This is a genomic window from Solwaraspora sp. WMMA2065 (assembly GCF_030345075.1).
Taxonomy (GTDB): domain Bacteria; phylum Actinomycetota; class Actinomycetes; order Mycobacteriales; family Micromonosporaceae; genus Micromonospora_E.
In genome coordinates this window covers 4,956,320-4,970,736 of record NZ_CP128361.1, presented here as the reverse complement: position 1 = coordinate 4,970,736, position 14,417 = coordinate 4,956,320, and the positions used below count along the sequence as shown (strand labels likewise).

Annotated in this window: 15 protein-coding genes; 4 read left to right on the top strand and 11 right to left on the bottom strand. The window is 71.6% G+C overall.

Annotation, left to right across the window (positions count from 1 at the left end; all coding sequences use genetic code 11):
• Positions 1-21: 21 nt before the first annotated feature.
• On the top strand, positions 22-960 hold the full coding sequence (locus O7610_RS22655; protein ID WP_281552460.1) for a DUF368 domain-containing protein: 939 nt from the start codon (positions 22-24) through the stop codon (positions 958-960).
• A gap of 39 nt (positions 961-999) precedes the next feature.
• On the opposite strand, the gene O7610_RS22650 is transcribed toward O7610_RS22655, so the two are convergent.
• From O7610_RS22650 to O7610_RS22615, 8 genes are all read right to left on the bottom strand, one after another.
• Entirely contained in the window at positions 1,000-1,662 is a 663-nt protein-coding gene (locus tag O7610_RS22650) for a class II aldolase/adducin family protein (protein ID WP_281552459.1), read from the bottom strand.
• Positions 1,663-1,740: 78 nt separating this feature from the next.
• Positions 1,741-2,118, bottom strand: coding sequence for an ArsR/SmtB family transcription factor (locus tag O7610_RS22645; protein ID WP_123606510.1), 378 nt, complete (start codon positions 2,116-2,118; stop codon positions 1,741-1,743).
• A 58-nt stretch (positions 2,119-2,176) separates the two neighbouring features.
• Positions 2,177-2,716, bottom strand: coding sequence for an orotate phosphoribosyltransferase (gene pyrE / locus O7610_RS22640; protein WP_281552458.1), 540 nt, complete (start codon positions 2,714-2,716; stop codon positions 2,177-2,179).
• 154 nt (positions 2,717-2,870) lie between these two features.
• Positions 2,871-3,662: an SDR family NAD(P)-dependent oxidoreductase gene (locus tag O7610_RS22635; RefSeq protein WP_281552457.1), complete on the bottom strand. Its 792-nt coding sequence runs from the start codon at positions 3,660-3,662 to the stop codon at positions 2,871-2,873.
• A gap of 84 nt (positions 3,663-3,746) precedes the next feature.
• Complete coding sequence (locus O7610_RS22630; protein ID WP_289211794.1) at positions 3,747-4,529, bottom strand: hypothetical protein; 783 nt, start codon at positions 4,527-4,529, stop codon at positions 3,747-3,749.
• A 158-nt stretch (positions 4,530-4,687) separates the two neighbouring features.
• On the bottom strand, positions 4,688-7,279 hold the full coding sequence (clpB, locus tag O7610_RS22625) for an ATP-dependent chaperone ClpB (RefSeq protein WP_289211793.1): 2,592 nt from the start codon (positions 7,277-7,279) through the stop codon (positions 4,688-4,690).
• Positions 7,280-7,390: 111 nt separating this feature from the next.
• Complete coding sequence (locus O7610_RS22620; RefSeq protein ID WP_289211792.1) at positions 7,391-7,816, bottom strand: hypothetical protein; 426 nt, start codon at positions 7,814-7,816, stop codon at positions 7,391-7,393.
• Positions 7,759-8,547: a WD40/YVTN/BNR-like repeat-containing protein gene (locus tag O7610_RS22615; protein WP_289211791.1), complete on the bottom strand. Its 789-nt coding sequence runs from the start codon at positions 8,545-8,547 to the stop codon at positions 7,759-7,761. Before O7610_RS22615 ends, O7610_RS22620 begins: the two co-directional genes overlap by 58 nt.
• Before the next feature lie 136 nt (positions 8,548-8,683).
• Between O7610_RS22615 and O7610_RS22610 the strand changes: the two genes are divergently transcribed.
• From O7610_RS22610 to O7610_RS22600, 3 genes are all read left to right on the top strand, one after another.
• A complete protein-coding gene (locus O7610_RS22610; protein ID WP_278172676.1) occupies positions 8,684-9,184 on the top strand; it encodes a cation:proton antiporter regulatory subunit in 501 nt (166 codons plus the stop codon).
• A gap of 7 nt (positions 9,185-9,191) precedes the next feature.
• Positions 9,192-10,421, top strand: a complete 1,230-nt coding sequence (locus tag O7610_RS22605; protein WP_281552453.1) for a cation:proton antiporter — start codon at positions 9,192-9,194, stop codon at positions 10,419-10,421.
• A 117-nt stretch (positions 10,422-10,538) separates the two neighbouring features.
• Positions 10,539-10,970 carry a hypothetical protein gene (locus O7610_RS22600; RefSeq protein ID WP_123606516.1) on the top strand — a complete coding sequence of 144 codons (432 nt, stop codon included), beginning with the start codon at positions 10,539-10,541 and terminating at the stop codon, positions 10,968-10,970.
• Between the two features lie 587 nt (positions 10,971-11,557).
• Here O7610_RS22600 and O7610_RS22595 read toward each other — a convergent pair.
• The 3 genes from O7610_RS22595 to O7610_RS22585 all read right to left on the bottom strand — a co-directional run bounded on the left by O7610_RS22595 (position 11,558) and on the right by O7610_RS22585 (position 14,313).
• A complete protein-coding gene (locus O7610_RS22595; protein WP_281552452.1) occupies positions 11,558-12,025 on the bottom strand; it encodes a heat shock protein transcriptional repressor HspR in 468 nt (155 codons plus the stop codon).
• A gap of 7 nt (positions 12,026-12,032) precedes the next feature.
• Complete coding sequence (dnaJ, locus tag O7610_RS22590; protein ID WP_289211790.1) at positions 12,033-13,268, bottom strand: molecular chaperone DnaJ; 1,236 nt, start codon at positions 13,266-13,268, stop codon at positions 12,033-12,035.
• A 181-nt stretch (positions 13,269-13,449) separates the two neighbouring features.
• Positions 13,450-14,313 carry a nucleotide exchange factor GrpE gene (locus tag O7610_RS22585; protein WP_502959117.1) on the bottom strand — a complete coding sequence of 288 codons (864 nt, stop codon included), beginning with the start codon at positions 14,311-14,313 and terminating at the stop codon, positions 13,450-13,452.
• Between the last annotated feature and the right edge of the window lie 104 nt (positions 14,314-14,417).

Genomic DNA, 14,417 nt, shown 5'->3' with positions numbered 1-14,417 from the left:
TGGCCCGGTATGGTTCTGCAAATGTCAGTGCGCGAACGTGTCGGCCATGTGTTCCGGGGGGCGGCGATCGGGGTGGCAGAGGCCGTCCCGGGAGTCAGCGGTGGGACCATCGCCCTGGTCACCGGCGTGTACGAGCGGCTCATCGCCTCGGCCGGGCACCTGATCAGCGCGGTCCGGTACGCGGTCACCGACGTGCCCCGCAAGCAGGGCTGGGCACGCAGCCGGGAGCAGTTCCGGCAGGTGCACTGGGGAGTGATCATCCCGCTGGCGCTGGGCATGCTGCCCGGTCTGCTGATCGCCGCCCGGCTGCTGGAGCCGATGCTGGAGGAGCACCCAGAGCAGACCCGAGGGTTGTTCTTCGGCCTGGTGCTGGCCTCGGTGCTGGTGCCGGTTTCGATGATCGGCCGGCCGTGGCGCGGCCGGGACGTGTTCGCGGTGGTCGCCGCCGGGGTCGCGGCGTTCGTGCTGACCGGTCTGCCATCGGCCAGCATCGACCCGAACCCGGTGGTGGTGCTGCTGGCTGCGGCGGTCGCGGTCTGCGCGCTGGTGCTGCCGGGCGTGTCCGGGTCGTTCCTGCTGCTGACCGTCGGGCTCTACGAGCCGACCATCGAGGCGGTCAACGACCGGGACTTCGGCTACCTGGCGGTCTTTGCCGTCGGCATGCTCGTCGGGTTGACGCTGTTCGTAAAGCTGCTGCAGTACCTGTTGGAGCACCACCGGCGGGTGACCCTGGCGGTGATGACCGGAGTGATTGTCGGCAGCTTGCGGGCGCTGTGGCCGTGGCAGACCGAGGAGCGCGGGCTGCTCGCCCCTGGCGGCAACGTGCTGTCGGTGGTGTTGCTGCTGGTGCTGGGGGTCGCCATCGTCACCGCGATGGTGGTTCTGGAGCAGCGTCGGCTGCGCCGCGCGGCGGTCGATGTCACCCAGGAGGAGTCGCCGCAGCTGCCGACCCACCACTGAGCCCGGCCGGCCGGGTGTGGCCGATGCCGTGCCAGGGGTTCAGACGGTGCCGTGCTCCGCGTCCGGCAACTGGTCCAGGTAGTCGGCCGGCAGCGGCGTCAGGTCGTCGAGCCGACCGACGGCCAGTGCCCGGTAGGTGAGCCGGGCGGCCTCTTCCAGGTTGACCGCCCGTTTGTGGGCGAGCTCCACCGATCCGGCCAGTACGGAGCAGCCGTGCCGGGACAGGATCAGGCAGTTGGTGCCGTCGGCGGCCGCGTCGGCGGCGGCTCGGGCGAGACGCTGTCCGCCGGGCGGCGCGAACGGCACGGTGACGACGCGCCGCAGGTAGAAGGCGTGGTCGGTGGTGACCAGCCGGATCGGTACGCCGAGCGCGTCCAGCAGCAGCATGCTCTGCGGGTGCAGGTGCACGATGGCGCGGACGTCGGGGCGGGCACGGTAGACCGCCAGATGCAGCGCCAGCTCACTGGTCGGCCGGACCTGCGGTTCGTCGGGCAGGGTGCAGCCGTCCGCGATCCGCACCCGGGCGAACGATGCCGGGCCGAGCCGGTCCAGCCAGGTGCCGGACGCGGTTACCCAGCATTCATCGCCGCCCGGCAGGCGGGCGGACAGGTTGCCACCGGAGCCCACGACGAGACCGGCACGCACCACGTCGGACCCGACGTGGGCGAGCTGGTCCCGCAGATCGCCAGCGACGTACGTCACGCGGCGACCTCCGTAAACCTTGGGCACCTTGCCTGGCGGCTCCGCCTCCGCGAGTCGACCAGGCAAGGTGCCGTCAGGTCAGCGTGCCTTCTTGGTGGCGCGCTTACGCGGCGGGGTCAGCAGATCCGCGATCGTGGCGATCGCGGTCGGCACCAGCCGGTAGTAAGCCCACACTCCGCGCTTCTCCCGCTCCAGCAAGCCGGCCTCGGTGAGGATACGCAGGTGGTGGCTCACCGTCGGCTGGGAGAGCCCCAGCGGAGCAGTGAGGTCGCAGACGCAGGCCTCGCCTTCCGGTGCCGACTGGATCAGGCTGAGCAGCCTGAGTCGGGCCGGGTCGGCGAGCGCCTTGAGGACTCCAGCGAGTCGCTCCGCGTCCGCGCGTTCGATCGGCTCGCCGGCAAGCGGCGAGATTTGAGGCATGGTCATTTCAGCCAACGCAGTTCCCACGAAACCCATCCTTCCACCAAACAGCATCGATCCGCCTGCATATCAGCAGATCCGAATCGGCAAACTTTTAGGCCGGAAGGCCGAGGTCAGCCAACGTATAGGCGGCCCGATAGGCCAGTCCGGCTGCCCGAACCGCGTCACCGGCCCCACGATCGACGATCACCGCCACGCCGACCACCTCAGCTCCTGCCTTCTGTAGCGCCTCGACTGCGGTCAGTACGCTCCCACCGGTCGTCGAGGTGTCCTCCACTGCCAGCACCCGCCGGCCGGCCACGTCCGGCCCTTCGATCCGTCGCTGGAGTCCGTGCGTCTTGTCGGCCTTGCGCACCACGAAGGCGTCCAGTCGCCGTTGCTCCGCCGCAGCGGCGTGCAACATGGACAGAGCCACCGGGTCCGCTCCCAACGTCAGGCCGCCAACCGCCTCGTACTCCCAGTCCGCAGTGAGATCGAGCAGCACCCGTCCCACCAGCGGTGCGGCGGCGTGGTGCAGCGTCACCCGCCGCAGGTCGACGTACCAGTCAGCCTCGCGACCTGACGACAGCACCACCCTGCCGTGCACCACGGCCAGATCAGTGATGAATTTGCGCAGGTCGTCGTGGTCGCCCATGTCACAAAGAGTACTGCCCGTCACTGGGCCCCCATCCGCCGGCCCGGCAACTCGCCGATAACGCCATCCACGTCGCTAGCTGCCCATACACCACAAAACTCCAGGTCGCGGCAGCAGGAAGCGTTTCGACGGGCACGCTGGTACGCTCTCCGGCTCACTCGCGACCCTTCGGCCGGCCGGCGGCCAACCGGAGCAGCCCATGCGGAGCGTGACGCACCACAGTGGCGAGCGTCTTGTAGCGCCAGTCGGGGACGCTCACCGCCCGCCCCCTGGCCAGGTCCCGCAGACCATCGGCGACCACGTCGTCGGCCCGCAGCCACAGCCAGGTCGGCGAGCCGGAGGTCCGGATACCGGCGCGTTCGTGGAACTCGGTGCGGACGTAGCCCGGGCACAACGCCATCACCCGCACCCCGAGGTGGCGGACCGACATGTCGATCGACTCACTGAAGTTCGTCACCCAGGCCTTGCTCGCCGAATAGGTCGAACCAGCTGCTAACGGACCAAAGCCCGCCACCGACGAGACATTAATCACTCTGCCCTGTCGGCGTTGCACCATGCCGGGCAGGACGGCATGCGTCAACCGCAGCACCGCCTCCACATTGAGCCGCAGCAGCCGCAGCTCGTCCGCCTCGTCGGTGCGCCGGAACGACCGGTTCAGACCGATGCCCGCGTTGTTGACCAGCAGGTCGACCGGTGCGTCGACGGACCGCAGCCGGTCGGCCACGACGGTCACTCCACCGTCAGTAGCCAGGTCGGCGTCGAGCACCTCGACGGTCACGCCGTGCCGGTCGGCCAGGTCGTCAGCAAGCGTGGTGAGCCGCTGCCGGTCACGGGCGACCAGCACCAGCCGGTACCCGTCGCCGGCGAGCCGACGGGCGAAGCTGGCACCGAGGCCGGCAGTGGCCCCGGTGACCAGTGCGGTACGCAGGGCAGGCTTGTCCCCCACGTCGTCACCTCCTACGAGGACCGGGTCTCCCCGTACCGGCGGGTCGGTCCGCCCCGGGCGGACCGACCCGTGATCGACCGATCATCAGCTGGTCGGCGGCGGGGGGTTGCCCGGCGGATTCTCCGACGGTCCGGCAGCTGGCGGCGCACCTGGTGCCGGCGGCGGGCCGGGCGGGGTGGCCGGCGGCGGGCCGGCGGCCGGTGGTGTGCCGGGAGCGGCGGGGTAGCTCGGGTAGGCGCCGCCCGGCATCGGCGGCACGCCGTACCCGCCGCCCGGCACCGGCGGCTCCCAGGCGACGGCGGGCTTACGGAAGAAGTCGTTCGACGGCGGCAGCGCCAGCAGAATCAGCGCGGTCAGCAGCGCCAGCACGGTCACGACGCCGAGCAACAGGTTGGCCGGCTCATACCAGCCGGGCAGCGCGGCCTCCAGATCCCGTTGCACCTGCGCCGGGTCCGGCATGTTCGGGTCGGTGCTGGTCGGGCCGGTGGGCAACGCGCTGCCGGCCGCGCCGAGCGCGAGCCCGCCCCCGGAGCAGCAGAGGAAGATGCCACCGAGCACCCAGGTGACAATCCGAGACGGGTTCTTGCCCCGGTTGTTGAGCAGAGCCAGCACCACCAGGCCGGCGGCGATCAGCAGGCCGAAGATCGCGCCGGCGATCAGGGAGATCGTCGTGAGGCTGCTGATGGCCTCCATGTCGGTGCCGGCGTAGGCGTCCTCGTAGACCTGTTGCATCGTGCCCATCACCGACAGCGCGACGATCAGGCCGACGACCTGCAGCGCGGCGATCAGGAACAGCAGGTAACTCGAAATGGTGACGGTGCTCGGCCGCGCCTTGACCGGTGGCGCGGCCGGATTCGGATCCGACACGGCTCTCCTTCCCGAAGCTTCGGAAGATCACCGTAGCGGTACCCCGCCAGTGACACGGGGCAAACGGACGCCGCGTCGACCTCGCGTTTCGTCGCCGAACCCGGCCTCGCAGTCGAGCAGAGCGATCGACGGCACTCACCGACATACATCGATGCTGGTCAGCCGGCCTGCACCGCCAGCCCTTCCTTGTCGTCGGCGAGCTGCACCCGGACGGTGTCGCCGTCGCGGATCTCACCGGCCAGCAGCGCCTTGGCCAACTGGTCGCCGATCGCCGACTGGACCAGTCGACGCAGCGGCCGGGCTCCGTAGATCGGGTCGTAGCCGTGCTCGGCCAGCCAGCTGCGGGCGGTGTCGTCGACGTCCAGGGTCAGCCGGCGGTCGGCCAACCGCCGGCGCATCCGGTCCAGCTGGATGTCCACGATCGACCGCAGCTCCGCGCCGCTGAGCATCGCGAAGACCACGATGTCGTCCAGCCGGTTGAGGAACTCCGGCTTGAAGTGCGCCCGGACCACCGCCAGCACCGCGTCGCGGCGCTGCTCCTCGGTCAACGTCAGGTCGTTGATCAGCGTCGAGCCGAGGTTGGAGGTGAGGATCAGGATCGCGTTGCGGAAGTCGACCGTACGGCCCTGCCCGTCGGTGAGCCGACCGTCGTCGAGCACCTGCAGCAGCACGTCGAAGACGTCCGGGTGGGCCTTCTCCACCTCGTCGAGCAGGATCACCGAGTACGGCCGGCGGCGTACCGCCTCGGTCAACTGACCACCCTCCTCGTACCCGACGTAGCCGGGCGGGGCACCGACGAGCCGGGCCACCGAGTGCTTCTCGGCGTACTCGCTCATGTCGATGCGGACCATGGCCCGCTCGTCGTCGAAGAGGAACTCGGCCAGGGCCTTGCCCAGCTCGGTCTTGCCGACGCCGGTCGGGCCGAGGAAGAGGAAGCTGCCGGTCGGCCGGTCCGGGTCGGCGACGCCAGCGCGGGCCCGGCGGACCGCGTCGGAGACGGCGGTGACCGCGGCGGCCTGGCCGACCACCCGGGCGCCCAGCGAGGACTCCATCCGCAGCAGCTTGGCGGTCTCGCCCTCCATCAGTCGGCCGGCCGGGATACCGGTCCAGGCGGCGACGACGGCGGCGATGTCGTCCGCGCCGATCTCCTCCTTGAGCATCGCGCCGTCGGCCTGCAGCGCGGCCAGCTCGGTCTCGGCGCGGGCGAGCTCGCCCTGCAGCGCCGGGATTCGGCCGTACCGCAGCTCGGCGGCGCGCTCCAGCTCACCGTCGCGTTCGGCCCGCTCGGCCTCGCCACCGAGGCGTTCCAGCTCCTCGCGGGCGGTGGAGATCCGGGTGATGTGCCCCTTCTCCAGCTGCCAGCGGTCGCTGAGCGCGGTCAGCTGCTCGCGCTTGTCGGCCAGCTCCCGGCGCAGCCGCTCCAGCCGCTGCGCCGAGCCGGGGTCGGGCTCCTTGGCCAGCGCCATCTCTTCGATCTCCAGCCGGCGCACGGCCCGCTCGATCTCGTCGACCTCGACCGGCCGGGAGTCGATCTCCATCCGCAGCCGGGAGGCGGACTCGTCGACCAGGTCGATCGCCTTGTCCGGCAGGAACCGGTCGGTGATGTAGCGGTCGGACAGGCCGGCGGCGGCGACCAGCGCGGCGTCGGTGATCCGTACGCCGTGGTGCACCTCGTAGCGCTCCTTGAGCCCGCGCAGGATGCCGATGGTGTCCTCCACGGTCGGCTCGCCGACCAGCACCGGCTGGAACCGGCGCTCCAACGCCGGGTCCTTCTCGATGTGCTCGCGGTACTCGTCGAGGGTGGTCGCGCCGACCATCCGCAGCTCGCCCCGGGCCAGCATCGGCTTGAGCATGTTGCCGGCGTCCATCGAGCCTTCGCCCTTGCCCGCGCCGACCACCGTGTGCAGCTCGTCGAGGAAGGTGATCACCTGGCCGTCGGAGCCCTTGATCTCCTCCAGGACCGACTTCAGCCGCTCCTCGAACTGCCCCCGGTACTGCGCACCGGCGACCATCGCGCCGAGGTCGAGCGACACCAGCCGCTTGTCGCGCAGCGACTCGGGTACGTCGCCGGCGACGATCCGCTGGGCGAGACCTTCGACGATCGCGGTCTTGCCGACGCCGGGTTCGCCGATCAGCACCGGGTTGTTCTTGGTACGCCGGGACAGCACCTGGATCACCCGGCGGATCTCGGCGTCCCGGCCGATCACCGGGTCGATCTTGCCGTCGCGGGCGCTGGCGGTCAGGTCGACGCCGTACTTCTCCAGCGCCTGGTAGGTCTGCTCCGGGTCGGCGGTGGTGACCCGGCGGTCGCCGCCGCGCACCGACGGGAACGCGGCGACCAGGTTTTCCTCGGTGGCTCCGGCATCCTTGAGCAGCCCGGCGACGGCCCCGCCGACCCGGGCCAGCCCGGCCAGCAGGTGCTCGGTGGAGGTGTACTCGTCGCCGAGCGGGCGGGCGATCTGCTCGGCCGCGCCGATCGCGTTGGCGAACTCGCGGGACAGGCTCGGCTCGGCGACGCTGGAGCCGCGCGCGGCGGGCAGGTTCTCCACGGTCCGTACGGCGGACCGGCGGATCTCCACCGGGTTGGCGCCGACGGCCCGCAGCAGGCCGGCGGCGGTCGAGCCGCCGGTGTCCAGCAGGGAGAGCAGCAGATGCCACGGTTCGACCGTGGCATGGCCCCGCTGGTTGGCGATGGCGACCGCGGCGGTGATGACTTCGCGACTCTTCGTGGTCAGGCGTTCGGCGTTCATGTGCTCCCCTGTACGGCAGGTTGGTCCACTGATGAGGACACCACCAGACTTGAGTCTATTCCACTCAACTCCGATCGACGAGTCGACCGCCGAAGCCCGACCCGCACCGGTCTACCGCCCGTACGGTTCCCAGGAGATCTCCACCCACCCGGCACCCGACGGCTGTCGCACGTTGAGCAGCACCGCTCCGTCCGGTCGGACCGCCTGCACCGTCGCGTCCCGCAGCCGGGTGAGGTACGCACCCTGCACCGGCCAGTCGATCGGCTCGAAGCGGCCGTCGGAGCCGAGCGACCAGACACCGGTACGGGTGGTGACCAGCAACCGGCCACCGTCCGGCAGCGCCGACATCACGTCCGGCGGCGGGTCGTGGACCGGCACCGGCTCCAGCCGACCCCAATCGGCCCGCCAGACGAGCGGAAACTCACCCGGCAGGGGCACCGGCTCGCCGATCAGCCAGTAACCGCCCGACGGCGTCGTCTCTACGACGAACTGGCGGATCCGCTCCGGATCCGCGACGGTGACGCGTCGGTCCGCCACAGCCAGCGCACCCCGGTCCCACCGCCACCGTCATCGTCAGTCGCCACCGGCGCGCCGAACGCCACATGCAGCCGGCCGTCGTGCAGCCCGGCGACGGTCAACTTGTCGCCGATGTACCCGACGGTCTGCACGACCGGGATCGGCGGCTGCTGCGCCAACGGCTTCACCCCCACCTGGGTGGCTTCGCCGACCCGGGCGACACCGTCGGAGCCGCAGCACACCTGGTACCGCCCGTGCACGGCGGCGAACTCCGGCGGCATCGACCCGTCCGGGCCGTTGCCCCGGGTGAAGGTCACACCCCCGTCGAGCGACCGGTACCAGGCGGCGTCGGCGGACAGCACCAGGCTGCCGTGGCCGACCAGCATCGAATGCTCCGCCACCGCCGGGTCCGGGTGCTCCCGGTGCTGCCAGGACCGGCCGCCGTCGGCGGTCGCGTAGAGCACCGCCGGGCAACTCGCCGGCGCCCCGGCGCCCACCGACGTGTCGCATCCGTGGAAGTAGGCGTACCCGTGTTTGGCGTCGTCGAACGCGACGAATGGGGCGGCGTAGCCGGCCGGCACCCGCATCGGGCGGACCTCGACGGCGGGCCCACCGACAGGCACCGTCGCGTCGGTCGACGGGGCCGCGCGGTCTGGAGGTGGCCGGCGGATGTCGCCGATCGAACACCCGGTGAGGATCAGCAGGGCCGACAGAACGATGGCCGTGATGGACCCGCCTGCCCGACGTCGCATCCACCCTCTCCTTCCGTCCGCGCCCCACGACCGCCCGGTCCGGCGACCACGCCTGGGCCGATTCGGCACCGCGTCCGCACCAGTCTGCCGGGACGCGGCGCGACCGTCTGCCCTTAGGCGGCGTAGCGTGGACGGTGTGCGCGCACGTGTGGAACAGGTCGACCTGCCCGGCATCGGGGTACGCCACGACCTGATGACCGAGTCAGGCCGACGGATCGGTGTGGTGAGTCACCGGTCAGGGCGTCGGGACCTCGTCCTGTATGACCGGGACGACCCGGACGCCTGTGACGCCGACATCCCGCTGACCGACGACGAGGCGGAGGCGCTCGCCGACATCCTCGGCGCGTCGCTGATGCTCAGCCAGCTCGCCGGGCTGCGCGACCAGGCCGCCGGGCTGCTCACCGAGCAGGTACCGATCTCGGCCGGCTCGCCGTTCGTCGGCCGTACCCTCGGCGACACCAAGACGCGGACCCGTACCGGGGCGTCGATCGTGGCGGTGCTGCGCAACCGGGAGGTGCTGGCCTCTCCCGGGCCGGAGTTCCGGTTCGCCGCCGGCGACGTGGTGGTGGTCGTCGGCACCAGGTCCGGGCTGGACGGCGTCGGCGGCATCCTCGCCAACGACGACCCGGCCGGCTGACCCGGCCATGCACGACAGCGCACTGCTGCTGATCGAACTCGGCGCGCTGCTGCTGCTCCTCGGTCTGCTCAGCCGCCTGTCCCGGCGCTACGGGCTGTCGCCGATCCCGCTCTACCTGCTCGCCGGGCTGCTGTTCGGTCACGGCGGCCTGCTCCCGCTGCACGACATCCAGGACTTCTTCGCCGTCGGGGCGGAGATAGGCGTGGTGCTGCTGCTGGTGATGCTCGGGCTGGAGTACTCGGCGAGCGAGCTGATCGGCAACCTGCGCCGGGCGGCACCGGCGGGCCTGATCGACGCGCTGCTCAACGCGCTGCCGGGAGTCGCGTTCGCCCTGCTGCTCGGCTGGGGGCCGACCGCCGCCGTGGTGCTCGGCGGGATCACCTGGATCTCGTCGTCCGGCGTGATCGCCAAGATGCTCGGCGACCTGGGCCGGCTGGGTAACCGCGAAACGCCGGTCATCCTGTCGATCCTGGTCGTCGAGGACCTGGCGATGGCGTTCTACCTGCCGGTGCTCAGCGCGGTGCTGATCGGCGCCGGGCTCGCCGCCGGCAGCCTCGCGGTCGCGGTGGCGGTCACCACGGTCACCGTCGTGCTGCTGGTCGCGGTCCGGTTCGGCCACCGGATCTCCGCTCTGCTGTCGGTACGCGACCCGGAGGCGCTGCTGCTCGGCGTACTCGGATTGACCCTGCTGGTCGCCGGGATCGCCGCCGAACTGCAGGTCTCCGCGGCGGTCGGCGCGTTCCTGGTCGGCATCGCGCTGTCCGGGCCGGTGGCGCACAGCGCCACCGAACTGCTCACCCCGCTGCGGGACGTGTTCGCCGCGGTCTTCTTCGTCTTCTTCGGGCTGGTGACCGACCCCCGGGACATCCCGCCGGTGCTGCTGCCGGCCCTCGGCCTGGCGGTGGTGACGATGGGCACCAAGGTGCTGACCGGCTACCTGGCCGCCAAGCGGGCCGGCATCGCCGCTCCCGGTCGGTGGCGGGCCGGGCTGGCGCTGATGCCGCGTGGGGAGTTCTCCATCGTGATCGCCGGCCTTGCGGTCGCCAGCTCCGGCATCGAGCCGGCGCTCGCGCCGTTGGCCACCGCGTACGTGCTGATCACGGTGGTAACCGGACCGGTGCTGGCCCGGATTCCGGATTCCCGCTGGTTCAAGCATCGGCTGCGGGGGCGGCCCGCACCCCTCGCGGCCAGCGGAAATCACCTGACGGGAGCGGACCAACACGTACCGGCTTCGTGAAAGGCATTACCAGGGACTTCCCCGATCACCCTCCGACACGCTACCGTGGCGCGGCAGTAGCTAGTGGTAGGCCCAGGGCCGGTTGTGCCCTGTCGGCCGCGAACGGGAGGGTCCCCGTTGAGCGTGCAAGAGTCGGCGTTCCGCGGCTTCGCCAACCCGGTGGACCCAGCGCCCGCCGAGCTGCGCGCCTGGGCGTACCAGCCGGACTCGGTCCCGCTGCAGTCGATGCCGCAGGACTGGGACCTGCTCGTCTCCGGTGACCGGCTGATCACCACGCTGTTCGACCTGGCGATGGATCCGACCTGTCCGGCCCGCCGGTTCGCGCTGCACTGCCTCTACATCTACGCGGCGGACGGCATCCGGACCAACTTCCGCGCCCACCCGAAACGGCGGCTGCGCAAGCTGGTCGAGCAGGCCGAGCAGGACGGCGACGAGCTGATGTCGGTCTGGGCGCACAACACCCGGGTGCTGCTGGCCAAGCCGCAGCTGTTCGACTACCACGACTGGTGCGAGGGCGGCCTGGTCCGCAAGTCCCGCCGGCTGAGCTAGCATCCGCGAGTCCCGCGACCGCGACCTGCATCGCCCGCTGCAGGCCGGCCAGCAGCTGGTCCCGGTCGACCAGGATCGCCCGCTCCGGCTCGGGCAGCTCGGTGAGGAGTTGCATCATCACCGCGACCAGCGCGCCGACGAACGATCCCACCATCGCGGCGGCGGTGACCTCGTCGAGCTCGTCCGGGAAGGATTCGTGCAGCCCTCGGGCCGGCTCGGTCTGTCCGCTGAGCAGCAGCCGGAGCGCGTAGCCCTGCAGCGCCGGGCTGGCCAGGATCATCCGGACCCGGACCGGTACCAGCCGGGCGAACAGCTGGTCGGAAAAGGTGCTGGTGGCGATGTTCCGGGCACCGCTGATCGCGGTCAAGGCCGCGGTGCTGGCGCTGCTGTCCATCGGCACTGCGTACGGCGTACTGGTGGTGATCTTCCAATGGGGGTGGGGACTGGGGCTGATCGGTGTCGACCGCCCGGTACCGATCATGTCCGTGGTGCCGACGCTGCTCTTCGCCGTGCTGTTCGGCCTGTCGATGGACTGCGCTGCTGAGCCTGCTCGGTCACCGCGCCTGGTGGCCGGTCCGCAGGGTCGGCTAGCCGGTCTGCCCGGAACCTGGGCGGGCCGGCCGGTCCCGGCGCTGCGGCCGCCACACCACCAGGGCGGTCGAGGTGCGGCTGGTCGGGACCAGGTCACGTCGCGGGTACGGGCCGACCGACTCCAGCTCGGCGATCCGCTGGTACGCCTCGGCCAGCTCGGCGCGCAACCCGTCAACCTGCTGCTGCAGGTCGCCGACGAGCTGCTCCAGCCCGATGATCCGCTTGATGCCGGCCAGGTTGACGCCGTCGTCCTGGCTGAGCCGCTGGACCTCGCGCAGCAGCACCACGTCCCGGACGCTGTACCGGCGGCCGCCGCCAGCCGCCCGGCCGGCCTGCACCAGGCCCAGCCGGTCGTACTGGCGCAGCGTCTGCGGATGCATGCCGGCCATCCGCGCCGCCACCGAGATGATCAGGACCTTGGCGTCGGAGGCGGCCTCGAACGTGATCAGCAGCTCGTCGTCCACCCCTCACTCACCTCCCGTCTGTCCCTCGCCGCGACCCGGCGGCCTGCTCCTCGTTGCGACGCAGCCGGGCGGCGAGACGTTCCCGGTCGGCAGCGGGGGTGTGCTCCGCAAAGGTCCGCAGGGCGGCCCGTGCCGACTCGTCCACGGTAGCCGGAACGACGACCTCGACGGTCACCAGAAGATCACCGGTGGTGCCGTCCCGACGGGGCACGCCCTTGCCACGTGCCCGCAAGGTACGCCCACTCGGCGTACCTGGTTGCACCCGAAGCGTCACGGCGCCGTCCATGGTCGGGACCCGCAGGTCGGTGCCGAGCACCGCCTCGGCGTAGGTGATCGGCACGGTCAGGGTGAGATCGTCGCCGGTCCGCCCGAACAGCTCGTCGTTGCGGACCTTGACCAGCACGAACAGGTCACCGGCCGGGCCACCCCGGTCGCCCGGCTCACCCCGCCCGGCCAGCCGGATCCGCTGGCCGTCCGCCACGCCGGGTGGGAAACGGACGTTCAGCGTCCGGGTCTTGGTCACCCCGCCGGAGCCGTGACATTCCGGGCACTTCTCGTCGACGATCGTGCCCACCCCCTGGCAGTCCCGGCACGGCTCGGAGAAGCTGAACGACCCCTGGTTGCGGGTGGTCAGCCCGGTCCCGGCACAGGTCGGGCAGGTCCTCGGCACCGAGCCGGGCTTGGCACCGTTGCCATGGCAGGTGTCGCACACCCCGGGTGCCCGCAGGCTCAGCGGCAAGGTCGTGCCGCGTACGGCGGCGCCGAAGTCGAGCACCACCTCGGCCTCGACGTCGCGGCCTCGAGCCGGGCCACGGGTACGCATCCCGCCCCCGCCGCCGCCGGAGAAGATCGAGCTGAAGATGTCGGAGAACCCGGCCCCACCGAACCGCCGGTCCCCGGCACCGCCGGCACCGGCACCGGCACCGGCACCTGCGAAGCCGCCGAACAGGTCGGCCGGGTCGAAGCCCGGCCCACCGCCACGCGCCCCCCGGCGGAACGCGCCCGAACCGAACAGCGAGCGCATCTCGTCGTACTCCTTGCGCCGCCGATCGTCGGCCAGCACGTTGTACGCCTCCGAGACCGCCTTGAACCGCTCCTCGAAGGCCGAGTTGCCGGGGTTGTGGTCGGGATGCAACTCGCGGGCCAGCTTGCGGTACGCCTTCTTGATCTCGTCGGCGGAGGCTGTCCTGGGCACCCCCAGCACGGCGTAGAAGTCCTTTTCCAGCCAGTCCTTGGAACTCACCCTGTCCTCCTCCTGTCCGTCACCGGACCCCGCCCCTGACCGCGTTGGCACCGTCCGGACGACCGGCCGACCACTGCCGGCCCGGCCGACGCGCGGCGGCCGGTAGCGCGGTGCCGGCGGCGGGACGCGCTCCACGTCCCGCCGCCGGCCGTGATGTTCGCCGGTGGACCACCGGCGGCGGTCATTCCGGGTCTGCGACAGCGACCAGCGCCGCCCGCAGCAGCCGGTCCCCGAGCAGGTAGCCCCGCCGCATCACGTCGACGCAGGTGGGTTCGGTGACCTCGGCGGAGGTCAGGTGGGCGACCGCCTCGTGCTGGGTGGGATCGAACGGGTCGCCCTTCTCACCGAAGGCGGTGAGTCCGAACTTGCTCAGCGCCGCGCCGAGCTGCTCGGCCACGGCGCCGAACGGGCCGACCAGGTCGCCGTGCTCCCGCGCCCGGTCCAGGTCGTCCAGGATCGGCAGCAGCGCGGCGAGGACCGCACCGGTGGCCTGCTCGGCGGCGACCCCTTTGTCCCGCTCGACCCGCTTGCGATAGTTGGCGTACTCGGCGGTCACCCGCTGCAGGTCGCGGGTGCGTTCGTCGAGATCGGCGCGGAGTGCCCCCAGCTCGGCGCCGAGCGGACCGGAACCGGCTGCGCCCCCGGCCGCCTCCTCGGCGTCCGACTCCGGTGCCGGCTCCACCACCTCGCCGACCACCGGCTCACCGGCCACCGGTTCGTCGACGACGGCGGTGTCCGACGAGTCGGGCTGAACTGCCCGGTCGGCGCCGGACCCGGTGCTCGTCGCGGATCGGTTCTCGGTCGCGGATCGGTTCTCGGTCGCGGATCGGGTCGGCTCGTCCTTTCCGGTTTCGCTGGCGGCCGACCCGTCCGCGGACCTGTCGTCGGCTTTCCCGCTCACTGGCTCCTCCTCCGTGCCCGACCGGGCGTGCCGCCCGGTCGGACGATGGTCGGTGGGGGGTGCCGCACCCGTCGGCTCGGCCGCCGCGTGCCGCGCGGTCCGGGGCCGCGTCCCGGTCGGGTCGATCCGGCGTTTGTCCCGGATCACCAGGCGCTCGGTGGTCTCACCGTCCGCCTGCTCGACCGGTGCCGAGCGGCGCCTCGGCGGGCCGGTGCCGGCCGGATCAGCGGCCCGTGACTTCTCCGTCA

Excerpts from the sequence above, each read along its gene's own strand:
- O7610_RS22645 (WP_123606510.1), bottom strand. The coding sequence starts at position 2,118 with ATGGGTTTCGTGGGAACTGCGTTGGCTGAAATGACCATGCCTCAAATC.
- O7610_RS22615 (WP_289211791.1), bottom strand. The coding sequence starts at position 8,547 with ATGCGACGTCGGGCAGGCGGGTCCATCACGGCCATCGTTCTGTCGGCC.
- pyrE (WP_281552458.1), bottom strand. The coding sequence starts at position 2,716 with ATGGGCGACCACGACGACCTGCGCAAATTCATCACTGATCTGGCCGTG.
- clpB (WP_289211793.1), bottom strand. The coding sequence starts at position 7,279 with ATGAACGCCGAACGCCTGACCACGAAGAGTCGCGAAGTCATCACCGCC.
- O7610_RS22655 (WP_281552460.1), top strand. The coding sequence starts at position 22 with ATGTCAGTGCGCGAACGTGTCGGCCATGTGTTCCGGGGGGCGGCGATC.
- O7610_RS22605 (WP_281552453.1), top strand. The coding sequence starts at position 9,192 with ATGCACGACAGCGCACTGCTGCTGATCGAACTCGGCGCGCTGCTGCTG.